Here is a 22,907-nt window from a genome sequence, read left to right as displayed (position 1 = left end):
ATGGGTAAAATTATCGGCATTGACTTGGGTACCACCAACTCTTGCGTTTCCGTCATTGAGAACGGCCAGCCTAAAGTCATCGAAAACTCGGAAGGCGCGCGTACCACGCCGTCCATCATCGCTTATCAGGAAGATGGCGAAATCCTGGTTGGTGCACCTGCCAAGCGTCAGGCCGTAACTAATCCAAAGAACACGATTTACGCAGCGAAGCGTCTGATCGGCCGTAAATTCGACGAAAAAGAAGTGCAAAAAGACATCGCGCTGATGCCTTTCCAAATCGTTAAAGCCGATAACGGCGATGCCTGGATCGGCGTACGCGATCAAAAACTGGCTCCGCCGCAAATCTCCGCAGAAGTGCTGCGCAAGATGAAGAAAACCGCCGAAGACTATCTCGGCGAAGAAGTGACCGAAGCGGTCATTACCGTACCTGCTTATTTCAACGACGCGCAACGTCAGGCGACCAAGGATGCCGGCCGTATCGCCGGTCTGGACGTCAAGCGCATCATCAATGAACCGACTGCGGCAGCGCTGGCATTCGGCATGGACAAGGCGGAAAAGGGCGACCGCAAGATCGCCGTGTACGATTTGGGCGGCGGTACTTTCGACATTTCCATCATCGAAATCGCCGATGTCGACGGCGAAAAACAATTTGAAGTGCTGTCCACCAACGGCGACACCTTCCTCGGCGGTGAAGATTTCGACCAACGCATCATCGACTACATCCTGGACGAGTTCAAGAAGATCAACGGCATCGACCTGAGCAAGGATGCGATCGCGCTGCAACGCATCAAGGCTTCCGCAGAGCGCGCCAAGATCGAACTGTCGTCGTCGCAACAAACTGAAATCAACGAGCCTTACATCGCAATGGCGAACGGCGGCCCGGTCCACTTGAACCTGAAGATGACGCGCGCCAAGCTGGAATCGCTGGTCGAAGAACTGATCAGCAAGACCATCGAGCCTTGCCGCACCGCGATCAAGGATGCCGGCGTTAAAGTATCCGACATCGACGACATCATCCTGGTCGGCGGCATGACCCGTATGCCTAAGGTGCAGGAAAAGGTGAAGGAATTCTTCGGCAAGGAGCCACGCAAGGACGTCAATCCTGACGAAGCGGTAGCGGTTGGCGCTGCGATCCAGGGTTCGGTGTTGTCGGGTGACCGCAAGGACTTGCTGCTGCTGGACGTGACTCCGCTGTCGCTGGGCATCGAAACGCTGGGTGGCGTGATGACCAAGATGATTCAAAAGAACACCACCATCCCGACCAAGTTCAGCCAAGTGTTCTCGACCGCTGACGACAATCAGCCTGCGGTCACCATCAAGGTTTACCAGGGCGAGCGCGAAATGGCTGCCGGCAACAAGGGCCTGGGCGAATTCAACCTGGAAGGCATTCCACCGGCCGCACGCGGTACGCCGCAGATCGAAGTGACCTTCGACATCGACGCCAACGGCATTCTCCACGTCGGCGCCAAGGACAAGGCCACCGGCAAGGAAAACAAGATCACGATCAAGGCCAACTCCGGCTTGACCGAAGAAGAAATCCAGAAAATGGTGCGTGACGCCGAAGCCAACGCCGAAGAAGACAAGCGTCTGAAGGAAGTTGCCGAAGCTCACAACCAAGGCGACGCGCTGGTGCATTCGACCCGCAAATCCCTGACCGAATACGGCGACAAGCTGGACGCCGGCGAGAAGGAAAGCATCGAAGCCGCCATCAAGGAACTGGAAGAGGCGTTGAAGGGCAGCGACAAGGCCGCCATCGACGCCAAGACCTTGGCCCTGACCAACGCGGCGCAAAAGCTCGGCGAAAAGATGTATGCCGATATGCAGGCGCAGCAGGCAGCGGGCGGCGGTGCTGAAGGCGGCGCCGGTGCATCCGAAGCCAAGCCGAAAGAAGACGACGTCGTTGATGCCGACTTCAAAGAAGTCAAAGATAAGTAATATCTTCGTCGAGCGGTTGCTTTATTCCAGGCCAGCCTGGAATAAAGAATGGCACCTCGAAAAACCGTAGCGAGCGGCCCAAGGTCGGGGCGAGAAGCGCAGCTGTACGGAGGTACAGCGAGCATCACAGCCCCGAGATTGGCGGGTTTGCCAAGCTCTGCAGTAGGTTTTTAGAGGTGTCCACCGCAATGACGCGCCGGGCAGATGTCATCCATGCGATGCTCTGTTCGGCGTTTTCGCTTAAACGATAGGATGCCAAAAGATGGCGAAACGTGATTTTTACGAAATACTGGGTGTTGCGAAAAACGCTTCTGATGATGAAATCAAGAAGGCGTACCGCAAACTCGCGATGAAGCATCATCCCGACCGCAATCCGGATAGCAAGGGTGCGGAAGAGAAATTCAAGGAAGGCAAGGAAGCCTACGAGATGCTGTCGGATCCGCAAAAGCGCGAGGCGTACGACCGCTACGGCCATGCCGGCGTCGATCCCAATATGGGTGGCGGCGGTGGTGGCGGCGGCGGATTTGCCGATGCGTTCGGCGATATCTTCGGCGATATCTTCGGCGGTGGCGGCGCGCGCGGCGGCCGCGGCGGTCCGCAGGTGTATCGCGGAGCCGACTTGCGCTACAACCTGGACATCACGCTGGAACAGGCTGCACACGGTTTCGATACCACCATCCGGGTGCCGTCCTGGAGCGAGTGCGAGCCTTGCCACGGCAGCGGCGCCAAGCCGGGAACCGACCCGATCACTTGCCCGACTTGCGGCGGTCACGGCCAGGTGCGGATGCAACAGGGTTTCTTCAGCATTCAGCAGACTTGTCCCAAATGTCATGGCGCCGGCAAGATCATTCCCGAGCCATGCCCATCTTGCAGCGGCGCTGGCCGCATCAAGCGCAACAAGACGCTGGAAGTCAAAATCCCGGCAGGGATCGACGACGGCATGCGGATTCGTTCGTCGGGCAACGGCGAACCCGGCATGAACGGCGGTCCGACCGGCGACCTGTATGTCGAAATCCATATCAAACCGCATCCGGTATTCCAGCGCGATGGCGACGACCTGCATTGCGAAATGCCGATCTCGTTCGCCAAGGCGGCACTGGGCGGAGAAATCGAAGTGCCGACGCTGAACGGCAAAGCCACGTTCACGATCCCGGACGGTACGCAATCGGGTAAAACATTCCGTTTACGCAGCAAGGGTATCAAAGGCGTGCGTTCCGGTTATGCCGGCGACCTGTTCTGCCACGTCGTGGTTGAAACGCCGGTCAAGCTGAGCGATCGTCAGAAAGAATTGCTGCAAGAATTCGAACTGCTGACGGCCGAAGGCGGCGCCAAGCACAATCCGCAAACCAAGTCCTGGAAAGACAAGGTCAAAGAGTTCTTCGAGTAATTGCGGACTTGGTTGCTGGAAATTGCAGGATTAATTGCATTGCGTAAAAAGCCGCCGATCATTTTGATTGGCGGCTTTTTTTATGTGTCCCGGCTGTAACAATTTCTAGATTGCATTATGCGGCGCGGCTCTTTAAGCTGTAAGAATAATAATAAAACGATCGTACTTTTACACGCGATTAACACCATAAACAAAACCCCCAGGAGGAGACATGAAGGCATTAACTTATCTGAAGCGTACGTTGGCATGCGCTTGCGTATTATCGGCATTGACCTTGTCGCAAAGCGGCATGGCGCTCGATCTGGCCGGCGTCAAGATTGACGAAACGGCGCGCGTCGGCAACCAGGATCTCAAACTGAATGGCGCCGGGATCCGCTATAAGGCCGTTTTCAAGGTGTATACCGCGGCACTCTACTTAACTGAAAAGAAGACCACGGTGCCCGATGTGCTGGCTGTTCCAGGACCGCGCCGGGTCGAGCTGGTCATGCTGCGCGACGTCAGCAGCGAAGATTTCAGCCGCGCTTTCATCAAAGGGATTCACAACAATTCGGATAAAACGGAAAAAGCGAAAATTGCCAATCAGTTGCAGAAATTTGGCGAATTGTTCAGCAAGATTCTCGAACTGAAAAAGGGCGACGTGCTGATTACCGACTGGATTCCCGGAACCGGCACCCAGTTCAGCATCAACGGCAAGATGATGTCGGACGTGCTTCCCGACCTGGCTTTCTATAACGCCTTGCTGAAAATATGGTTGGGCGACAGTCCGGCCGATTTCAATTTAAAGTCGCAAATGCTGGGGCAGGCGGCGAGCTAGGAATCAGAGCGTCGTCGCCGAATCGGATCAAATCGGATGACATTCTCCAAGTTCTATAAAATGAGGGCCACGACGTCATGCATGCGTTGTAAAAAATACATGCGGATCAAACCTTATCCATAGAAAACGATGACAGCAAACAACAAGCAAACCCTGACCAGAGAACAACTTTTCCAGAGCAACCGCGAATGGGCAGCCGAAATTATTGCCCGCGAACCGGAGTTTTTCAAAACACTGGCAGCGCAACAGACGCCGGAGTATTTCTGGATCGGTTGTTCCGATAGTCGGGTGCCGGCAAACGAGTTGCTGGGTTTGCTGCCGGGCGAGTTATTCGTTCATCGCAACATCGCCAACGTGGTTGCGCATAGCGACTTGAACTGCCTGTCCGTGCTGCAATTCGCGGTCGACGTGCTGAAGGTGAAACACGTTTTCGTGGTCGGCCATTATGGTTGTTCCGGGGTCCATGCGGCGCTCACCAAGCGCCGGGTCGGACTGGCCGATAACTGGCTGCGCCACGTTGAGGACGTGCATCAGAAACATGAGCGCTATCTGGGCGAGGCATTACCGGAAAACGTCCGCCACGACCGCCTGTGCGAACTCAATTCAATGGAGCAGGTCGGGAATATCTGCCGCACCACCATCGTCCAGGATGCCTGGGAACGCGGCCAGCAATTGACGATTCATAGCTGGGTCTACGGCTTGCAGGATGGCTTGCTGCGGGACTTGGGTGTGACTGTCAGCTGCATGGAGGATCTGGCCAAGGGGATGGCGGACAGCTTGAAGCGGTACGAGGATTGATGTTTTAAATCTGAACCCTAAAAAAAAGACGGCCAAATATTTGGCCGTCTTTTTTTATCCCGCAAGTGAATTTCATTGCAATTTAAACGTCGCGTCTGATTAGAGACGTAGGGCGGAAAAGCGTAGCGCCTTCCGCCGTGTTGGATGCGTCAAGCGCAAGCGCCGCATCCGAAGCGGCGGATAACGCTGCGCTCATCCGCCCTACGATTAAATTACGATGGTCTGAGCTTCACCCTCAGCCCGCGCACGAATCTCGCCAATCTTCATCACGGTTTCGCCAGCGGCCTGCAATTGCGCCAGCGCCGCATCGGCGTTTTCTTTCGCCACGATGACAGTCATGCCGATACCGCAGTTGAACACGCGATGCATCTCTGCATCGGCGACGCCGCCGTGTTGTTGCAGCCAGGTGAACAGCGGCGGCATGGTCCAGGCGTCGCGGTGCAGGACGGCGGTCAGATTGTCCTGCAGCACGCGCGGGATGTTTTCCACCAAACCGCCGCCGGTGATGTGCACCATGCCTTTGACTTCCATCGATTGCATCAGCGCCAGCAAAGGCTTGACGTAAATCCGGGTCGGTTCCATCAACACATCGGCCAGTTTGCGGCCGTGGAAGTCGGCGTTGAGGTCAGGCTGGGCCACTTCGATGATCTTGCGTACCAGCGAATAACCGTTGGAATGCGCGCCCGATGAAGCCAGTCCCAGTACCACGTCGCCCGGCACGATCTTGCTGCCGTCGATCAGATTGGCTTTCTCGACTGCGCCGACGGCGAAGCCGGCCAAATCGTATTCGCCATCCGGATACATGCTCGGCATCTCGGCGGTTTCGCCGCCGATCAGCGCGCAGCCGGCTAGCTCACAGCCTTTGGCGATGCCCTTGATGACGTCGGTGGCGCTCGGTACGTCGAGTTTGCCGCAAGCGAAATAGTCGAGGAAGAACAGCGGTTCGGCGCCTTGCACCAGGATGTCGTTGACGCTCATCGCGACCAGGTCGATGCCCACCGTGTCGTGGCGTTTCAGCATGAAGGCCAGTTTCAGCTTGGTGCCGACGCCGTCGGTGCCGGAGACCAGCACCGGCTCCTTGAATTTCTTGCTGATCTCGAACAATGCGCCAAAACCGCCGATCCCCCCCATCACGCCTTCACGCATGGTGCGCTTGGCAAAAGGCTTGATGGCTTCGACCAGGGCATCGCCAGCGTCGATGTCGACGCCGGCATCACGATAAGAAAGGGAAACGTTTGAAGTGGAAGTCATGATGTGATTGGCGGCAGAGGCGGTAAAATAGAAAGATTCGGCCGCGCATCCTATATACATCCCTGTACACACAGTGCCAATGGATAAACTATTAACGAGCGATTTCGCTCGTAGTTCATTTTTGGCACGGTCGTTGCGCGGTAAAAGCGGTATTTTATCAAACTGATCCATCAATCCTTCGCATCCATGCCATTTTCTTTTACCTTCGAACAAAAACAATCCATGTTGTGGAGTGGGCTAGGGCTGTTGATCTTGGCATTGTTGGTGGCTCTGGGGCCGATTTTGACCCCGTTCATTGCGTCCGCGATCCTGGCTTATGCGCTCAATCCCGGAGTCGACTGGCTGGCGCGCCGCCGGATCGGACGCTTTCCGTTTCCGCGCGCGCTGGCGGTGCTGGTTGTCATGTTGCTGCTGGCGTTCGCGATATTGGCCGTGATCCTGATTGTGATTCCGGTGTTGCGCAAGGAATTTCCGCTGCTGCAAGACCAGATACCGAATTTCCTGACCAAGCTCAATACCGTCATCGGCCCTCATTTGCAGGATTTCGGCATCCAGATGCGGCTGGACGGCGCCGGCATCAAAGACTTGCTGAGCAAGCAGTTTGCCACCAGCGGCGATGAAATCTGGAGTTCGATCCTGGCCTCGGTCAAAGTCGGCGGCACCGCGGTGCTGGGCTGGCTGGCGACGGCCTTATTGGTGCCGGTCGTACTGTTTTACCTGTTGCAGGACTGGCATCTGATCATGACGCGGCTCGGCATGCTGGTGCCGCGCCGCTGGCAGGGCAAATCCACCGGCATTACAAGCGAAGTCGATGGCTTGCTGGCGCAATATTTGCGGGGACAGTTGCTGGTCATGTTGGTTTTGGCGATTTATTATTCGACCGGGCTGGCGATTGCCGGTTTCGATGTGGCGCTGCCGGTCGGCATCATTACCGGCTTGCTGGTGTTCATTCCCTATGTCGGCTTCGGCCTTGGGTTGGTATTGGCGCTGATCGCGGCGATGCTGCAATTCAACGGCCCGCACGGCTTGATTGCGGTCGCGGTCGTGTATGGCATCGGGCAAGTGCTGGAAGGATTTTTCCTGACTCCGCGCCTGGTCGGCGAGCGCATCGGCCTGCATCCGCTGGTGGTGATTTTTGCGTTGCTGGCATTTGGCCAGTTGTTCGGCTTTGTCGGCGTCTTGCTGGCATTGCCGGCCTCGGCGGTGATCTCGGTGATGGTCAAGCATGTCCGCGCACGTTACCTCGAAAGCAGTTTTTATAATCAGTAAGAGCCTGTTCAAAATCTGTAGCGAGCGCCCGTCAGCGGGGTGAAGAGCAGCGCAGGAACCGGAATTTACTTGAGTAAATGAGGATTCCGAGCAGCACATGAGCCCCGATCACGGGCGCGCAGTAAGATTTTGAACAGGCTCTAAGATCAACGGTAAGTAAGAGTAAGTCAGTATGAAGAACCAAGCATGAGACAGCTAACGCTGGACATTTCTGCGGATGAGCCGCAGAGCCTAGACACCTTCGTGGTCGGGCAGAATCAGGAAGCGTTGCAATACCTGCAGCGGCTGGTCGCGCCAGCCAGCGCCTCCATCACCGCGCCGGGCGATCGCTTTGTGTATCTATGGGGCGAGGCCGGCGCCGGCAAAAGCCATGTATTGCAAGCATTGGCCGGCATCACCGGAGCGCGGCTGATTCGCGGCACCCGGCATGAGGCCGGCGCACTCGATTTTTCGCCGCAAATCGGCGGCTACCTGATCGACGACTGCGACAAATTGTCGGCCGACGATCAGATCGCCGCCTTCACCCTGTTCAACCTGATCCGCGAGCATGGCGGCTGGCTGGTGACCAGCGGCGCGCTGCCGCCGGCCGAACTGACTGTGCGCGAAGATTTGCGCACCCGTCTCGGCTGGGGCTTGATCTATCAATTGCACGGCTTGAGCGACGAAGAAAAAATCGCCGCGCTGACGCATGCGGCCCAAGTTCGCGGCCTGAATCTGTCTAGCGGCGTGTTACCCTATCTGATTACGCATTTTCGGCGCGATATGCGCTCTTTATCGGCAATGCTGGACGCGCTGGATCGCTATTCGCTAGAGACGCAGCGCCCCATCACGCTGTCGTTATTGCGTAGCCTGTTACAACTCGAATCCGATGAAAAAAAACCATGAACCTGGCCTTATTCGACCTTGACCATACGCTGTTGCCGATCGACTCCGATTATGAATGGGGCCAGTTCCTGATCCGGATTGGCGCGGTGGACCCGGACGCTTTTGAAAAAAGCAACGCCGAATGGTTCGCCCAATACCAGGCCGGCACGCTCGATCCGGTCAAATACCTGGAATTTGCCTTCGGCACGCTGGCAAAATTCCCGCGCAAGCAGCTCGATACCTGGCACCAGCAGTTCATGCAGCAAGTAATCCTGCCTAGCATTACGCCGGCCGCGCGCGCGCTGCTGCAAAAGCACCAGGATGCCGGAGATCTGGTCGCCATCATCACCGCCACCAACAGCTTTGTGACCGAGCCGATCGCCAAGGCGCTGGGCGTCGATATCCTGATCGCGTCCGATCCGGAAACCACCGTCGACGGCGAAATCACCGGCAAGCTGGACGGCACGCCCACCTATGGCCCCGGCAAGGTGACCCACACCAAGGCTTGGCTGGCGACCATGGATCAAACCCTGGATAGCTTTCCGCGCAGTTTTTTCTATAGCGACTCGCACAACGATTTGCCGCTAATGATGCTGGTCACCGACCCGGTCGCCACCAATCCGAACGCCAAGCTGAAAGCGCATGCCGATGCGCACGGCTGGCCGATCCTGAATTTATTCGACGCACAATGATCAAGAAGCTGATTCGCTCCATCCTCGGAACCAAGAAAAAACCGGTCGACCCGACCCAGCCGACACTGCTTGGTCCGAAACAACACGGCATCGACCCGCAACTGGTCTCGTCCAACGCGGTACGAGTGACCAAGACCCTGCAGGATGCCGGCTTCAAGGCCTTCATCGTCGGCGGCGCGGTGCGCGACCTGCTGCTCGGCGTCAAGCCGAAGGATTTCGACGTCGCCACCAATGCCACGCCGGAGCAGGTCAAACGGCTGTTCCGGCGCGCTTTCATCATCGGCAAGCGATTCCAGATCGTGCACGTGATGTTCGGCCAGGAATTGATCGAAGTGACCACCTTCCGCGGTGCTTCCTCCAACGGTTCGCCGAAAGATGCGCACGGCCGCGTGCTGCGCGACAACACCTTCGGCGAGCAGCATGAAGACGCGGTGCGGCGCGATTTCACGATCAACGCCATGTACTACGATCCGGCCACCGAACAGGTGCTCGATTATCACGGCGGGATCGCCGATATCCGCGCCAAGACCTTGCGCATCATCGGCGTCCCGGAAGAGCGTTACCGCGAAGATCCGGTGCGCATGCTGCGCATCGTGCGTTTTGCCGCCAAGCTCAAATTCACGATTGATCCTGCGACCCGGGCCCCGATCCCGGTGATGGCGGCCTTGATCAACAACGTCCCGGCAGCGCGGGTGTTCGATGAAATGCTGAAACTGTTGATGAGCGGCCATGCGCTGGCTTGCCTGCAACAGCTGCGCAAGGAAGGTCTGCATCACGGCCTGTTGCCGCTGCTGGACGTGGTGCTGGAACAGCCGCTCGGCGAAAAATTCGTCACCCTGGCGCTGGCCAATACCGATCTGCGGATCCAGCAAGGCAAGCCGGTATCGCCGGGATTCCTGTTTGCCGCGCTGCTGTGGCATCAGGTGCTGGAAAAGTGGACCGCCTACAAAGCGGCCGGCGAGCTTCCAATTCCGGCGCTGCATCTGGCCGCCGACGATGTGCTGGACGCGCAAACCGACAAGCTGGCGCTGCAACGCAAGATCGGCTCCGACATGCGCGATATCTGGGCCATGCAGCCGCGTTTTGAACGGCGCACCGGCAAATCTCCTTACAAGCTGCTGGAGCATCTGCGACTGCGCGCCGGCTACGATTTCCTGTTGCTGCGTTGCGGCTCCGGCGAATGCGATAGCGAACTCGGCGAATGGTGGACCGCTTTCATCGCCGCCGATGGCTCCGGGCGCGAAGTGCTGCTGACGCAAAAACCAAAGAAAGCCGCGGCAGTTGCAAGTAAGGCTGCCCCCGCAGCCGCATTTGAAACGGCCGATCTCGATCCCGCGCCACCCAGGAAACGTCCGCGCCGGCGCGGAGCGCGCGCCCCCAAAACGGCGGTCGCAGGCGGTAAAGGTGAGGCATGAACGCGCCGAGCACCACGCCAATTGCACCTGAGGCGCCGGTCAATGCCGCCGCCGTCACCGCCTACATCGGCATCGGCGCCAACCTCGGCGATGCCCGTGCGCAAGTCCAGCGCGCCATACTGCAACTCGGAAAACTGCCGCACACCAGCCTGAGCGCGCAGTCGAGCCTGTTCCGCACGGCGCCGCTGGATGCCGACGGCGACGATTACATCAATGCGGTCGCCTGCATCAGCACCCGCCTGAGCGCCCATGCGCTGCTGCAGGCGCTGCAACAGGTCGAGCAGGATTTCGGCCGTCAGCGTCCGTATCCGAACGCCCCGCGCACGCTCGATCTGGACCTGCTGTTATACGGTCAGGCCAGCATCGCAGACAGCACGCTGACGGTGCCGCATCCGCGCATGCTGCAACGGGCTTTCGTCCTGATTCCGCTGTTGCAAATCGATCCCTTCATCAATATTCCGAAACACGGCCCGGCGCATCAATTCGCGCCGCAGGTCGCGGATCAAGCCATCCGTAAAGTGTAATCGGCAGGATTCTTGCGGCAGCGCTAAACTCGCGGCTTCTGCCCGTGAACCGCCGACGGCAGCGATGCGGATTTCAATCTATTGTTGACGCGCATCGACGGCATGCGCGGCAAATTTTTAATTGTGGAGAGTAACAATGGCAAGCTACCTGCAAGACAATCAAGCGGCAGCAGATAAAACACGCACCAAACCGGTCACGATTCCGGAGCTGCAAGCATTGCGCCAGCGCGGCGAAAAAATCACCATGCTGACTTGTTACGACGCCAGCTTTGCGGCGCTGATGGACCGCTGCGGAGTTGACACGCTGTTGATCGGCGATTCGCTCGGCATGGTGTGCCAAGGCCATCACTCGACGCTGCCGGTATCGGTGCAGGACATCGCGTATCACACCGCCAGCGTGGCGCGTGGCAACCGCACGGCGCTGATCCTGGCCGACTTGCCGTTCGGCGCCTACCCGACGCCGGAACGCACGTTTGAGAATGCGGTACCGGTGATCCAGGCCGGCGCCCAAATGATCAAGATCGAAGGCGGCGCCTGGCTGGCGCCGACTGTGCGTTTCCTGACCGAACGCGCGATCCCGGTCTGCGGCCATCTCGGCCTGACGCCGCAATCGGTACACCAGATGGGCGGCTACAAAGTGCAGGGCAAGAGCAATGAAGCGGCGGAACAGCTGAAAGCCGACGCGCTGGCGCTGCAAGCTGCCGGCGCCAGCCTGCTGGTGCTGGAAGCGATCCCCGCCGCCTTGGGCAAGGAAATCACCGACCTGCTAACCATCCCGACCATCGGCATCGGCGCCGGCCCGGACTGCTCCGGCCAAGTGCTGGTGATGCACGACCTGATGGGAGTTTTCCCCGGTCACAAGGCGCGCTTCGTCAAAGACTTCATGCAAGGCCAAACCAGCATCGACAACGCCGTGCGCGCGTACGTCAGCGCGGTCAAGGACAAGTCGTTTCCGGCGCCCGAGCATTGCTTCTGAACGTTCGCTAATCCCACGGCGTCGGCGGCGGCACTTCGCACGGCGCCGGCATCTCGACAGTGCCGAAAGCGGCCGGACTGATGATTTCCAGATACTCCATGTCCTTGGAGTAATCGAACAGGAAATGCACTATTCCCGGCCGCTGATGCACGCAGTCGCCGGCCTTGACCAGCGTTTCCCGCTCCTCATACATGAAGCGCGCCCAGCCCTTGAGCATGATCACGATATGGAAATTGGCCTCATGCCGGTGCCAGCCGGTGCCGGCCTCGGGCGGCATATTGGCCTTCACCAGTTGCACTCTGACCTGACCGCCGGTGGCGGCGGCGATGCCGAGATCGCGATATAGGAAAAAGTCGCGCAGGCCGCCTGATTGATAGGGGGTATCGCCTTCGCGGACATGGGAAAACTCCGTTTTCGGGGCAGCTTGAGTGGTTGTATTCATCGCTTCATCCTTTCACACGGGAAATCCGCACCAAGAAACAACGAAGGGCAGTCCCGGCGACGCTAGCGATCAGCGTTCACCGAATCCCGAACGCCGCCGGGCTGCGAACCGTGTTCTTGCACTCTATACCTCAAGGCGCCCGAATGTGATCCAGCAGCGCCAGCGTGCGTGCATCCGGCGCCGGCGTCAGCAGACTGACCGCAACCAGCGCCAGCAAGCCGGCCGGGACGCCGAACACGCCGGCCGACACCGGCGCGATGTGGAACCACTGGGCGCTGACCGAGCCGCCCAGCGCCGGGTGGGTGTGCAGCATGTAAACCACGCAGGTCGCGAAGCCGGCGATGATGCCGGCCATCGCCCCTTGCCAATTGGCGCGCTGCCAGAACACGCCCAGCACCAGCGCCGGGAACAGTGTCGATGCCGCCATCGAAAATGCCGCGGCCACCATCGACAGGATATCGCCCGGTTTCAGCGACGCCGTATAAGCCGCCAGCAGCGCCGCCACCAGCAACAGCAATTTGGAAACGGTCACCCGTTTTGCGGTCGACGCGTGGGGATTGATCATCTTGTAATAGACGTCGTGCGACAGGGCGTTGGAAATCGTCAGCAGCAAGCCGTCTGCTGTCGACAGCGCCGCCGCCAGCCCGCCCGCCGCGACCAGGCCGGAAATGAAGTAGGGCAGGCCGGCGATTTCCGGCGTCGCCAGCACGATGATGTCGCCGTCCAGCGCGATTTCGGCCAGCTGCACGACGCCGTCGTGGTTCATGTCGGCGATCGTCACCAGCGGGTTGGCGTGGTCGATGCCGGCCCAATACGATACCCAGTTCGGCAGCTGCAAATAGTCGGAACCGACCAGCGAAGTGTAGATGTCGTATTTCACCAGCACCGCCAGCGCCGGCACCGTGATATAGATCAGCAGGATGAAAAACAGGGTCCAGAACACCGACTTGCGGGTGGCGCGCACCGATGGCGTGGTGTAGTAGCGGGTCAGGATGTGCGGCAGCGCGGCGGTGCCCAGCATCAGGCAAAACGCCAGCGCCAGAAAATTATTGCGCTTGATGTTCGAGGCTTCCAGGTCCTTGCCGGGGAACGGCGCCGCCTGCGGGATAGTCGGCGCTGCATGCGCCAGATTGCTGGCTTGCGCCTCGCGCCATAGGCGCTCGGCTTGTTCCGGCGTTTTCGGGTAGCTATTCAGGGCCCGGCTGGCGGCCCGGATTTCGATCAGCGAGCGGTTGTTGCGCTTCAGTGCCTCCAGTTGACGCTGGGCCTGGAGCCGTCCCTGTTCCCACGATGCCGGCAAGTTTTTCAGGCGTGCCGCATAGTCGTCCGCGCGCGCCTGGAAGATCGCGCGCACCTGTTTTTCCTGCGGATCGTCATCCAGTTTTTTTTCGATGCCGGTGATCTGCGCAATCACCGATCCATACGCCATCTGCGGCACCGGATTATGCGTGTGTTTGGCCGCCAGCCAGATGACCGGGATCAGATAGGCCAACAGGATGATGATGTATTGCGCCACCTGGGTCCAGGTAATCGCCCGCATGCCGCCCAAAAACGAACACACCAGGATGCTGGCCAGCCCCAGAAAAATGCCGACCGAGAAATCGACTCCGGTAAAGCGCGAGGTGATCAGGCCGACGCCGTAAATCTGCGCCACCACATAGGTAAAAGAAATCAGCACCGTCGCCATCACCCCCAGCATCCGCACCGGGTTGCCGCCATGCCGGCCAGGGTAGCGCGCGGCCAGGAAATCCGGGATCGTGTATTGCCCGAACTTGCGCAGGTAAGGCGCGATGCACAGCGCCACCAGACAGTAGCCGCCGGTCCAGCCGATGATGTAGGCCAGGCCGTCGAATCCTTGCAGATACAGGCCGCCGGCCAGGCTGATGAAAGTGGCGGCGGAAATCCAGTCGGCCGCGGTCGCCATGCCGTTGAACAGCGCCGGCACCCGGCGTCCGGCGACGTAATACTCGGAGACCTCCGAAGTGCGGCTCATGAAGCCGATCCCCGCATACACAACGATGGTCGCAAACAAGAACATATAGCCGATCCAGGCACGCGGCATGCCTTCCGTTTCCAGGATCGCCAGGACGATCAGGAACATGATGAAGCCGCCGGTGTACCAGCTGTAATAACGCGTCAGCCGCCTGGAAAAGGACTTGTCGTTCATGGTTCGACGTCCGGCTGGCGTTGGTCTATCTTGCGCATTTGCCAGGTATAGACGGCGACGATCAGCAGGTAGATCAGCGCCAGGCCTTGCGCCGCCATGTAGAACGACAGCGGCCAGCCGAACAGCGTCAGCGTCGCCAGTTCGCGCGCAAAAAATATCACCCCGAACGTCGTCAGCAGCCAGGTCAGCAATAGCGCCAGAGTCAAGCGCCTGGTGCGCTGCCAGTGGCTGAAGTTTTTGGGGGCAGGTTGTTTGGCCATGGAGTGCAGTGTCAGTTGAAATCCGGCCCGGCCGCCAGCCGCAGCGCGACGCGGAACAAACTGCCCGGCAATGCCACATCGGTGCTGCGAGAATTGGCGGACACCGTGATCTCGGCGTCATGCTGTTGCGCGATCTCGCGCACGATCGCCAGACCCAGGCCGCTGCCGCTGCGATTGCTGTCGAGAATCCGGTAAAAACGCTGGAAGATATGCTCGCGTTCCGACGGTGCGATGCCCGGTCCGGTATCTTCGACCTCCAATATGGCCAGTCCCGCCGAACGCTCGCCGCGCACCCTGACGGTGACGCTGCCCTCGGCCGGGGTATAGCGCAGCGCATTGTCGATCAGGTTGTTCAGCAACTCGCCCAGCATCACCGGATTGCCGAGCACCGTCAGCGGTTGCGATGCCGGTTCGAAGCCGAGATCGATGCGCTGCGCAAACGAAGCCGGCACCCAGTCCTGTACCGTCTGCCGGGCCAACTCGGATAATTCGATAGGCACCAGCGGCGTGCTCTGCTGCGCCTGGTTTTCGGCGCTGGCCAGGGACAGCAATTGATTCACCAGCCGGGTCGCAGATTCGGAGCTTTTCGCCAGCTGTTCCAGCGAACGGTGAATGTCTTCGCGGTCGGTCTGGCGCAGCGCCAGTTCCGATTGCATGCGCATTCCCGCCAGCGGTGTTTTCATCTGGTGGGCGGCATCGGCCATGAAGCGTTTCTGGGTCTGGATCGTGTGCGAAAGCCGGGCCAGCATATCGTTGAGCGAATTCACCAGCGGCGAGATTTCTTCCGGCACCTGACCTGACTCGATCGGACTCAAATCGTCCGGCCGCCGGGCTCGAATCCGTTGCTGCAGTTCCGACAACGGCGACAATCCGCGCGCCAGCGCAAACCAGATCAGCGCCAGCGCGATCGGCAGGATCAGGAACTGCGGCAGGATCACGCCCTTGATGATTTCATTGGCAAGCTGAGCCCGCTTGTCGAGCGTCTCGCCGACCTGCACCAGGGCCATCCGCGGCGGCCCGCCCTTGCCGCTATTGGCGTCGCCGAGATTGCGCAGGTCGACATAGGTATAAGCGATGCGCACGTCGCGGCCATGCAAGGCGCTGTTCTGGAACTGCACCGCGCCCGGATGCGACGGTTCGTCCTCGGCGGCCGGCAGCGGCAGGTCGTGGTCGCCATCCACATATTCGCCGTGCGGTCCTGTAATCAGGAAATACACATTATCGACTTCGTCGGCCCGCAAAAAATCGCGCGCCGGTCCGTTCAGGCGGGTCACGACTTTGCCATGCGCTTCGCTGACCTGTTGCGACAGCAGCGTGACGCTGTCGTCCAGGGCCCGATCGAAAGGCTGGTTGGCGATCGACTTGGCCACCAGATAGGTGATTGCGATACTGATCGGCCACAGCAGCAGCAGCGGCACCAGCATCCAGTCCAGGATTTCGCCGAACAGCGAGCGCTGCACCCGCTGTTCGGCCTGGCTGGCTGGTTGTTCCGGAGGGCTGGATGAGTGCGCAGCCAAGGCCTGGGGGTCGCGCATGGCTTAACCGTCAGCGGCTGTTGGAAGAGTCGGTATCCGGGGCCGGGCGCATATTGGCAGCCTGGGCGGCCGGGGCGGCGGTCGCTGGCAGCGGCGGCTCGGCGATTTTTTCCAGGCAATAGCCGAGTCCGCGCACAGTGGCAATCCGGACCCCGCCGAATTCGATTTTTTTGCGCAGCCGATGCACATACACCTCGATCGCGTTATTGCTGACTTCCTCGCCCCATTCGCACAAATGGTCGACCAGCTGCTCCTTCGAGACCAGGCGGCCGGTGCGTTGCAGCAGCACTTCCAGCAAACCCAGTTCGCGCGCCGACAGATCCAGCATCTGCTGATTGATATAAGCGATGCGGCCGACCTGGTCATAGCTCAACGGGCCGTGTTTGATCACGGTCGGGCCGCCGCCTGCGCCGCGCCGGGTCAGCGCCCGCACCCGCGCTTCCAGCTCGGACAAGGCAAACGGCTTGGCCATGTAATCGTCGGCGCCCAGATCGAGTCCCTGGACCCGTTGTTCGACCGAATCGGCGGCGGTCAGGATCAACACCGGCAGCCGTGAATTCCTGGCTCGCAGGCGGCGCAATACTTCCAGGCCGGACATTTTAGGCAAGCCGAGATCCAAGATCAGCAAATCGAAATCCTGGGTCGATAACGCCGAGTCGGCCTCCAGCCCATTCAGCACGCAATCGGTGGCATAACCCGACTGCCGCAGCGAACGGGTCAAACCGTCGGCCAATACACTATCGTCTTCAGCAAGCAAAATGCGCATCGTGTCGGGAACCTTCAGTGAATTGTCGCGGTGGGGGGAGGTGATCGTAGTCTATGGCGTTTCATTCTTGACAGCAAGCATGGATAACGCGCCGGGCGGTTTGCTATAATCCGGCGCACACGACCAACTTGACCACCGCTTCGACCATTTGATGCAACGTTTCCTCATTCTTCTGCTGATATTTTTGCTGCCGATGCAAGTCTTTGCAGGCACGCTTGAGTCTCAAGCAGAGAAACGGTCGATGCCGGTGCAGACCCAGCAAGGCTTTGCTGGTCAGCTGCAGATGGCCGCCGACAGTGGCGCAGCCTGCGATGCCGACGATGAAGTCGCGGACGCGTCTGACATGCAGCTCGACCTCGGCGACGACTTCGTGCCTGCGATCCCCTTCCTTTTTGCCAGCGATTCGATTGCATCCACACTCGCGCCGAGCAGTGACCGGGCGCGTCAACCACCGTTCCTGCCCCTCGTCGCGCCGCCTCCGCGCGCTTAACCCTCCTTGTCGCCGCCAAGATGATTAATCCTGGCGACACGCAGTCCCCCACTGCCGGAGTGTTATCCGGAAATTCTTATTTCGCCGTTCAATACCGTGCCGATCCAAGTTCGATCGGCGGTATTGCAATGGCATCACATCTCAGGAAATCGTATGAAGAAAATATTAATTGCGCTGATCGTGGTCGCCATGACCTTATCGGCCGGCATCTCGAATGCCGAAGCCAAACGCATGGGCGGCGGCGGCTCGTTCGGCAAGCAGTCGCAAAGCATGAACCGCCAGGCGCAGCCGGCGCCGGCCAACAATTCGGCAGCCGCGGCAAAACCGGCCGCTGCCGCCGCACCGGCTGCCGCGGCCAAGCCTAGCATGTGGAAAGGCATGCTGGGCGGGGCGCTGCTGGGTCTGGGATTGGGCGCGCTGCTGTCCAGCATGGGTCTGGGCGGCGCCATGGCCAGCATGATCAGCACCATGCTGATGGTGGCCTTGTTCGCGGCTGCCGCGATGTTCATTTACAAAATGGTGCGTCGCAAGACCGGCACTGGTGGCAGCGCCATGCAGCCAGCTTACGCTGCGGCCTCGCCATCCGGCTTTACGCCGGAAATCGCCTCGCGGATTGAACCTCGCAGCGACTCCCCAATGCAGCGAACCGCGTTTGACGCCGCCCCGATAGCCAGCGGCGCAGGTGTGGCAAATGCGGCAAGTGCTGCATGGGGCGTGCCGGCGGATTTCGACACGGCAGGCTTTCTGCGGCATGCCAAAACCCACTTTCTCCGTTTGCAAGCGGCATGGGATAAAGCCGATATCAACGATATCCGCGAATTCACGACGCCGGAAATGTTTGCCGAACTGAGAATGCAATTGCAGGAGCGCGGTGCAACGGTCAACCATACCGACGTGGTGTCGCTGGACGCCGAGTTGCTCGGCATCGACACCATAGGCGCGGAATATCTGGCCAGCGTCAAATTCTCCGGCATGATCAAGGAAGACGAGCATGCACCTGCAGCGCCGGTGACCGAGATCTGGAATTTGTCCAAGCCGACGACAGGGCAGGAAGGGTGGATATTGGCAGGCATCGAGCAAGTACCAGGCGACCTTTAAAAACCTACTGCGCGGCCCAATCTCGGGGCTGCGATGCTCACCGTACAGTCGTACGGCTGCGCTTCTCGCCCCGACCTTGGGCCGCTCGCTACGGTTTTTAAAGGCGCCTAAAAACCACCAGTGAGAAACCACTGGCGGTTTTTTAACGACAATATTTTCCTCACAGCTTCAAGCTGCCTATGGGAATTGCTGCATTGCGCTTGACAAGCGATAGCCGAATTGCGAGCATCGCCCAATGTTATTTTTTTACACAAACCACATTCGCCACTTTTGGCCGCGCTGATTAGTCGGAGCGGCCGCATTGTCGTGATGTGATTTTTTATCAATGCCGCCACTGTTGGGCGGCATTTTTATTGGCCGCCGCCGCAGCGGCGAAAACCCAAGGAGTTTCCATGAATCTGCCAGCAACTTCCCCAGCGCCTGCCGTGATCCTGACCGGGGATCGTCCGACCGGCCCGCTGCATCTTGGGCATTTCGTCGGCAGCTTGCGCAATCGCGTGACCTATCAGCACGAGTATCGGCAATTCATCATGCTGGCCGATGCCCAAGCTCTGACCGACAACATGGACGACACCGACAAGGTGCATCGCAACGTGGTCGAAGTGGCGCTGGATTACCTGGCGGTCGGGATCGACCCCAAACTGTCGACGATCCTGATCCAATCGCAGATCCCGGAACTGGCCGAGTTGACCTTCTATTACCTGAACCTGGTCACGGTAGCCCGCCTGGAGCGCAATCCGACCGTCAAGGAAGAGATCCGGCTGCGCGGTTTCGAGCGCGACATCCCGGCTGGATTCCTGACCTATCCGGCCAGCCAGGCGGCTGACATTACCGCCTTCAAGGCGGCCCTGGTGCCGGTCGGCGAAGACCAGATTCCGATGATCGAACAAACCAATGAAATCGTGCGCCGCTTCAACCGCATCGCCGGCCGCGATATCTTGGTCGAGGCCAAAGCTCTGGTGCCGGAAATCGGCCGCCTGCCCGGCATCGACGGCAAGGCCAAGATGAGCAAATCGCTGGGCAACACGATCAACCTCGGCGCCAGCGCCGACGAGATCCGTGCCGCCGTCAAGAAAATCTATACCGATCCGTTGCATCTGCGGGTACAGGACCCCGGCCATCTGGAAGGCAATGTCGCCTTCCTCTACCTGGACGCCTTCGATCCCGACCAAGCCGGACTGGCCGCGCTGAAGGAGCACTACGTGCGTGGCGGCTTGGCCGACAGCCTGGTCAAGGCGCGGCTGGAGGTGTGTTTGCAGGAGCTGCTGGCGCCAATCCGCGCCCGCCGCGAAGAGCTGGCCAAGGACCGCGGCTACATCATGCAATTGCTGAAAGACGGCACAGCCAAGGCGCGCGAAGTGGCGGCGCAGACGGCTGATGAAGTGAAAGCGGCACTGGGCTTGAGTTACTTCTAAACGAGTTAATTGGGGACAGAGTTTAAGAGGCACCGTAGCGTGCCGAATTACTCTGTCCCCAATTAACGGACCACGGAACGGCGAGGGGTTGAAGTTGACGTTGTTTTTGACGTTGCAGTTGACGCTGAATTCCGCATTGGGACGCTGCCAAATGGGACGACTGTTAGTCGGGAATTGTGGGAAGACATGTTTGAGTCGAAGGCGAGTTTGTCTTCACACCCGACTGACAGTTGGCCCATTTGGGGACCCGACCGAAGGGAGGGCAGTGGCTTGCGGTCGCCTTCTTTTGGTTCCTTTTCTTGGCGAAGCAAGAAAAGGGACTGGCTGCCGGGCCACCCCCGGCTAGCATCCACGGAGTAGCGACCGTTTTAAATAACGACGAACGACAAACGAAGAACAAATGCAACCGTCCGCACTCCGTAGCCCGCTCAGCGGGGTCAGAGTAATTTACGCGATAACCCCGCGTAAAAAAACTCTGACCCCGGTGAGCTACTTCTGGCGGTCGCCGTCAGGGTGAAAAGCTGAGATTGCCAAGACCGACAACCGCAAAGGCAACTACAAAACCTCGGCACTCCGTGGCCCGTTAAAAAGGGTCAGAGTAATTTTCGTCAAACTGCCGACGAAAAAAACTCTGACCCCATTTAACTACGTCATCGCTGCATTCCAACCCCGGCGAGCCAAGCATCCGCTTCGCCCACCCGAAATACCTTAATCAATATCAAACTTGACGCCCTGCGCCAACGGCAAAGTGCGGCTGTAATTGATCGTGTTGGTCGCCCGCCGCATATAGTTTTTCCAGGCGTCGGAACCCGACTCGCGACCGCCGCCGGTGTCCTTTTCGCCGCCGAACGCGCCGCCGATTTCAGCGCCGCTGGTGCCGATGTTGACATTGGCCAGCCCGCAATCGCTGCCGGTGGCCGCCATGAAGGCTTCCGCTTCGCGCACGTCGTTGGTGAAAATTGCTGACGACAGACCCTGCGGCACCGCGTTGTTGAGACGAATCGCATCGTCGAACTGGTCGTAGCGCAGCACATACAGAATCGGCGCAAAGGTTTCGTGATGCACGATCGCGCTCTGCTGCGGCATGCGCACCAGCGCCGGACGCACATAGAAGGCGTTGCTGTCGCCGTTGACGCTGACCCGCTCGCCGCCGGTGACCGTGCCGCCTTCGGCCTTGGCCTGCGCCAGCGCGCTTTGCATCGCATCGAACGCGTGTTGATCGACCAACGGTCCGACCAGCGTGTCGGCATTCAGCGGATCGCCGACTTTGACGCTGGCGTAGACCCGCTCGATGCTGCTCACCACCTCGTCATAAATGCTGCTGTGGACGAACAGCCGGCGCAAGCTGGTGCAGCGTTGTCCGGCGGTGCCGACCGCGGAAAAGGTAATCGCGCGCAGCGCCAGGCTGAGGTCGGCGCTGGGGGCGATGATCATGCCGTTGTTGCCGCCCAGTTCCAGCAAGCTGCGGCCGAGGCGCTCCGCCACCACCGTAGCCACCTTGCGGCCCATGCGCACGCTGCCGGTGGCGCTCAGCAAAGCCACCTTGGGCGAGCGCGCCAGGGTCTCGCCGAGGTCGGCGCGGCCGATCAAGACCTGGGATAAATGCTTGGGCAGCAGATCCGGGCGTTGCTCGGAAAAACGCGCTGCCGCCTGCTCGAACAAGGCTTGCACCGCGAGCGCGGTAATCGGGGTTTTTTCCGACGGTTTCCACACCACCGCATTGCCGCAGACCAGCGCCAGCGCGGAATTCCAGCACCAAACCGCGACCGGGAAATTGAACGCCGAAATGACCCCGACCACGCCCAGCGGATGCCAGCTTTCCATCATCCGATGGCCGGCCCGTTCGGAAGCGATGGTCAAGCCGTACAGCTGGCGCGACAGGCCGACTGCGAAATCGCAGATGTCGATCATCTCCTGTACTTCGCCGATGCCCTCGGACAGGATCTTGCCGGATTCCAGCGTCACCAGCGTGCCCAGCTGCTCGCGATTTTCGCGCAGCACTTCGCCCAGCAGGCGCACCAGTTCGCCGCGCACCGGCGCCGGCACGCTGCGCCATTTTTCGAAAGCCTGATGCGCGTTTTGAATCGCGGTTTCGGCTTCCTGCACGGTATGCGTTTGCAAGGAAGCGATGGCCGCGCCGTCGCGCGGCGAGCGCACTTGCAGGTCGTCACCGGCCTGTGCTGCAAAATCAAGACCGAGCTTGGAAAAGAGAGTGGAAATATGCATCATCGTGTCCTTGGCGAAGTTTCAATCGGGTTTGGCGCTGAGTATAAGGAATAAGCAGGTGAATCTGAAAATCAAAAAATATCAGGACATCATTACCTTTGATCATGCACCCAAGCGGATGTGGCTGCTCGAAGAATGCCACAACGCTAAAGAAAGTCGTAGCTTGGGCTGGAAAGCCCAACGTTTGGTCATGATGAAAGAAATGTTGGGCTTCGCCTTCGGCTCAACGCCAACCTACCACCTATCTAAAAATAGCATGATGCTAATAATTGCCATCGCATCCGATAGCGTCTATAGTCGCTCCCGTCCCTGAGAGAAAAATCCTGGATGTGGTTGAGAAGCCACTATCAAAAGAGCACGGACCGCGGCTAGCGGATTTCTACGTGAACGACCTTTATCGCCCTCCACGGGCGGTGAGGTAGGGAGCCCCTTCGGGGGCTGCCGGGGTCGTTTAAATCTTTTGACCGGTCTTCTCATCCTGCCTTCGCCGCCGTGTGTCAAGAACGCAAAAGCCGAAGTATCGGCCGCTGCGATGCTTTATTGAAGATGAGGGTCGGCCCCTCGTGATCGGCGTGCAGGCGCA

At 59.4% G+C, this 22,907-nt stretch carries 21 protein-coding genes; 14 read left to right on the top strand and 7 right to left on the bottom strand.

Features of this window, described 5'->3' with window-relative positions; translation table 11 throughout:
- From dnaK to can, 4 genes are all read left to right on the top strand, one after another.
- The gene (gene dnaK / locus ACFPM8_RS20775) at positions 1-1,935 is read left to right on the top strand and encodes a molecular chaperone DnaK (protein WP_379000575.1); all 1,935 of its coding nucleotides are present in this window, start codon (positions 1-3) and stop codon (positions 1,933-1,935) included.
- Positions 1,936-2,197: 262 nt separating this feature from the next.
- Positions 2,198-3,322: a molecular chaperone DnaJ gene (gene dnaJ, locus ACFPM8_RS20770; RefSeq protein WP_379000573.1), complete on the top strand. Its 1,125-nt coding sequence runs from the start codon at positions 2,198-2,200 to the stop codon at positions 3,320-3,322.
- Positions 3,323-3,533: 211 nt separating this feature from the next.
- Entirely contained in the window at positions 3,534-4,136 is a 603-nt protein-coding gene (locus ACFPM8_RS20765; protein ID WP_379000571.1) for a chalcone isomerase family protein, read from the top strand.
- A 129-nt stretch (positions 4,137-4,265) separates the two neighbouring features.
- A complete protein-coding gene (gene can / locus ACFPM8_RS20760) occupies positions 4,266-4,934 on the top strand; it encodes a carbonate dehydratase (protein WP_379000569.1) in 669 nt (222 codons plus the stop codon).
- Between the two features lie 207 nt (positions 4,935-5,141).
- Here can and purM read toward each other — a convergent pair whose 3' ends face one another.
- On the bottom strand, positions 5,142-6,185 hold the full coding sequence (purM, locus tag ACFPM8_RS20755) for a phosphoribosylformylglycinamidine cyclo-ligase (RefSeq protein WP_379000567.1): 1,044 nt from the start codon (positions 6,183-6,185) through the stop codon (positions 5,142-5,144).
- 186 nt (positions 6,186-6,371) lie between these two features.
- Between purM and ACFPM8_RS20750 the strand changes: the two genes are divergently transcribed.
- From ACFPM8_RS20750 to panB, 6 genes are all read left to right on the top strand, one after another.
- Positions 6,372-7,454, top strand: coding sequence for an AI-2E family transporter (locus tag ACFPM8_RS20750; RefSeq protein WP_379000565.1), 1,083 nt, complete (start codon positions 6,372-6,374; stop codon positions 7,452-7,454).
- A 186-nt stretch (positions 7,455-7,640) separates the two neighbouring features.
- Positions 7,641-8,339, top strand: a complete 699-nt coding sequence (gene hda / locus ACFPM8_RS20745; RefSeq protein WP_379000563.1) for a DnaA regulatory inactivator Hda — start codon at positions 7,641-7,643, stop codon at positions 8,337-8,339.
- Positions 8,336-9,010: a histidinol-phosphatase gene (locus tag ACFPM8_RS20740; RefSeq protein ID WP_379000561.1), complete on the top strand. Its 675-nt coding sequence runs from the start codon at positions 8,336-8,338 to the stop codon at positions 9,008-9,010. The genes hda and ACFPM8_RS20740 overlap by 4 nt, the downstream gene beginning before the upstream one ends.
- Positions 9,007-10,425 carry a polynucleotide adenylyltransferase PcnB gene (pcnB, locus tag ACFPM8_RS20735; protein ID WP_379000559.1) on the top strand — a complete coding sequence of 473 codons (1,419 nt, stop codon included), beginning with the start codon at positions 9,007-9,009 and terminating at the stop codon, positions 10,423-10,425. The genes ACFPM8_RS20740 and pcnB overlap by 4 nt, the downstream gene beginning before the upstream one ends.
- On the top strand, positions 10,422-10,949 hold the full coding sequence (folK, locus tag ACFPM8_RS20730; RefSeq protein ID WP_379000556.1) for a 2-amino-4-hydroxy-6-hydroxymethyldihydropteridine diphosphokinase: 528 nt from the start codon (positions 10,422-10,424) through the stop codon (positions 10,947-10,949). The genes pcnB and folK overlap by 4 nt, the downstream gene beginning before the upstream one ends.
- A gap of 136 nt (positions 10,950-11,085) precedes the next feature.
- Positions 11,086-11,925: a 3-methyl-2-oxobutanoate hydroxymethyltransferase gene (panB, locus tag ACFPM8_RS20725; protein WP_379000555.1), complete on the top strand. Its 840-nt coding sequence runs from the start codon at positions 11,086-11,088 to the stop codon at positions 11,923-11,925.
- A gap of 7 nt (positions 11,926-11,932) precedes the next feature.
- Here the strand turns inward: panB and ACFPM8_RS20720 are convergent, their stop codons facing one another.
- The 5 genes from ACFPM8_RS20720 to ACFPM8_RS20700 all read right to left on the bottom strand — a co-directional run bounded on the left by ACFPM8_RS20720 (position 11,933) and on the right by ACFPM8_RS20700 (position 17,095).
- Positions 11,933-12,367 (bottom strand): cupin domain-containing protein, encoded by a 435-nt coding sequence (locus tag ACFPM8_RS20720; protein ID WP_379000554.1) that lies wholly within the window; start codon positions 12,365-12,367, stop codon positions 11,933-11,935.
- 130 nt (positions 12,368-12,497) lie between these two features.
- Positions 12,498-14,534, bottom strand: a complete 2,037-nt coding sequence (locus tag ACFPM8_RS20715) for a sodium:solute symporter family protein (protein ID WP_379000552.1) — start codon at positions 14,532-14,534, stop codon at positions 12,498-12,500.
- Positions 14,531-14,794: a DUF4212 domain-containing protein gene (locus tag ACFPM8_RS20710; RefSeq protein WP_379000550.1), complete on the bottom strand. Its 264-nt coding sequence runs from the start codon at positions 14,792-14,794 to the stop codon at positions 14,531-14,533. The genes ACFPM8_RS20715 and ACFPM8_RS20710 overlap by 4 nt, the downstream gene beginning before the upstream one ends.
- An 11-nt stretch (positions 14,795-14,805) precedes the next feature.
- Entirely contained in the window at positions 14,806-16,329 is a 1,524-nt protein-coding gene (locus tag ACFPM8_RS20705; protein WP_379000548.1) for a sensor histidine kinase, read from the bottom strand.
- A 10-nt stretch (positions 16,330-16,339) separates the two neighbouring features.
- On the bottom strand, positions 16,340-17,095 hold the full coding sequence (locus ACFPM8_RS20700) for a response regulator (protein ID WP_379000546.1): 756 nt from the start codon (positions 17,093-17,095) through the stop codon (positions 16,340-16,342).
- Between the two features lie 151 nt (positions 17,096-17,246).
- Between ACFPM8_RS20700 and ACFPM8_RS20695 the strand changes: the two genes are divergently transcribed.
- From ACFPM8_RS20695 to trpS, 3 genes are all read left to right on the top strand, one after another.
- Entirely contained in the window at positions 17,247-17,585 is a 339-nt protein-coding gene (locus ACFPM8_RS20695; protein ID WP_379000544.1) for a hypothetical protein, read from the top strand.
- 153 nt (positions 17,586-17,738) lie between these two features.
- Positions 17,739-18,683 (top strand): Tim44 domain-containing protein, encoded by a 945-nt coding sequence (locus ACFPM8_RS20690; protein ID WP_379000542.1) that lies wholly within the window; start codon positions 17,739-17,741, stop codon positions 18,681-18,683.
- Between the two features lie 392 nt (positions 18,684-19,075).
- On the top strand, positions 19,076-20,098 hold the full coding sequence (gene trpS / locus ACFPM8_RS20685; RefSeq protein ID WP_379000540.1) for a tryptophan--tRNA ligase: 1,023 nt from the start codon (positions 19,076-19,078) through the stop codon (positions 20,096-20,098).
- Between the two features lie 708 nt (positions 20,099-20,806).
- Here trpS and amaB read toward each other — a convergent pair.
- Positions 20,807-22,327 carry an L-piperidine-6-carboxylate dehydrogenase gene (amaB, locus tag ACFPM8_RS20680; RefSeq protein WP_379000538.1) on the bottom strand — a complete coding sequence of 507 codons (1,521 nt, stop codon included), beginning with the start codon at positions 22,325-22,327 and terminating at the stop codon, positions 20,807-20,809.
- A gap of 55 nt (positions 22,328-22,382) precedes the next feature.
- Between amaB and ACFPM8_RS20675 the strand changes: the two genes are divergently transcribed.
- Positions 22,383-22,637 (top strand): hypothetical protein, encoded by a 255-nt coding sequence (locus tag ACFPM8_RS20675; protein ID WP_379000536.1) that lies wholly within the window; start codon positions 22,383-22,385, stop codon positions 22,635-22,637.
- Positions 22,638-22,907 lie beyond the last annotated feature (270 nt).

It is taken from the genome of Paraherbaspirillum soli (genome assembly GCF_042654985.1).
GTDB classification, from domain to species: domain Bacteria; phylum Pseudomonadota; class Gammaproteobacteria; order Burkholderiales; family Burkholderiaceae_D; genus Paraherbaspirillum; species Paraherbaspirillum soli.
The sequence above is the reverse complement of the archived record's forward strand: the minus strand, read 5'-3'. Positions and strand labels throughout refer to the sequence as shown.

What these genes read in the sequence shown, in the direction of transcription:
- folK (WP_379000556.1), top strand. Translation starts at nt 10,422, where the DNA reads ATGAACGCGCCGAGCACCACGCCAATTGCACCTGAGGCGCCGGTCAAT.
- ACFPM8_RS20705 (WP_379000548.1), bottom strand. Translation starts at nt 16,329, where the DNA reads ATGCGCGACCCCCAGGCCTTGGCTGCGCACTCATCCAGCCCTCCGGAA.
- ACFPM8_RS20740 (WP_379000561.1), top strand. Translation starts at nt 8,336, where the DNA reads ATGAACCTGGCCTTATTCGACCTTGACCATACGCTGTTGCCGATCGAC.
- ACFPM8_RS20750 (WP_379000565.1), top strand. Translation starts at nt 6,372, where the DNA reads ATGCCATTTTCTTTTACCTTCGAACAAAAACAATCCATGTTGTGGAGT.
- dnaJ (WP_379000573.1), top strand. Translation starts at nt 2,198, where the DNA reads ATGGCGAAACGTGATTTTTACGAAATACTGGGTGTTGCGAAAAACGCT.
- ACFPM8_RS20700 (WP_379000546.1), bottom strand. Translation starts at nt 17,095, where the DNA reads ATGCGCATTTTGCTTGCTGAAGACGATAGTGTATTGGCCGACGGTTTG.
- amaB (WP_379000538.1), bottom strand. Translation starts at nt 22,327, where the DNA reads ATGATGCATATTTCCACTCTCTTTTCCAAGCTCGGTCTTGATTTTGCA.
- can (WP_379000569.1), top strand. Translation starts at nt 4,266, where the DNA reads ATGACAGCAAACAACAAGCAAACCCTGACCAGAGAACAACTTTTCCAG.
- ACFPM8_RS20765 (WP_379000571.1), top strand. Translation starts at nt 3,534, where the DNA reads ATGAAGGCATTAACTTATCTGAAGCGTACGTTGGCATGCGCTTGCGTA.
- hda (WP_379000563.1), top strand. Translation starts at nt 7,641, where the DNA reads ATGAGACAGCTAACGCTGGACATTTCTGCGGATGAGCCGCAGAGCCTA.
- ACFPM8_RS20710 (WP_379000550.1), bottom strand. Translation starts at nt 14,794, where the DNA reads ATGGCCAAACAACCTGCCCCCAAAAACTTCAGCCACTGGCAGCGCACC.
- trpS (WP_379000540.1), top strand. Translation starts at nt 19,076, where the DNA reads ATGAATCTGCCAGCAACTTCCCCAGCGCCTGCCGTGATCCTGACCGGG.
- panB (WP_379000555.1), top strand. Translation starts at nt 11,086, where the DNA reads ATGGCAAGCTACCTGCAAGACAATCAAGCGGCAGCAGATAAAACACGC.
- ACFPM8_RS20715 (WP_379000552.1), bottom strand. Translation starts at nt 14,534, where the DNA reads ATGAACGACAAGTCCTTTTCCAGGCGGCTGACGCGTTATTACAGCTGG.
- dnaK (WP_379000575.1), top strand. Translation starts at nt 1, where the DNA reads ATGGGTAAAATTATCGGCATTGACTTGGGTACCACCAACTCTTGCGTT.
- ACFPM8_RS20690 (WP_379000542.1), top strand. Translation starts at nt 17,739, where the DNA reads ATGAAGAAAATATTAATTGCGCTGATCGTGGTCGCCATGACCTTATCG.
- ACFPM8_RS20720 (WP_379000554.1), bottom strand. Translation starts at nt 12,367, where the DNA reads ATGAATACAACCACTCAAGCTGCCCCGAAAACGGAGTTTTCCCATGTC.
- pcnB (WP_379000559.1), top strand. Translation starts at nt 9,007, where the DNA reads ATGATCAAGAAGCTGATTCGCTCCATCCTCGGAACCAAGAAAAAACCG.
- purM (WP_379000567.1), bottom strand. Translation starts at nt 6,185, where the DNA reads ATGACTTCCACTTCAAACGTTTCCCTTTCTTATCGTGATGCCGGCGTC.
- ACFPM8_RS20695 (WP_379000544.1), top strand. Translation starts at nt 17,247, where the DNA reads ATGCAACGTTTCCTCATTCTTCTGCTGATATTTTTGCTGCCGATGCAA.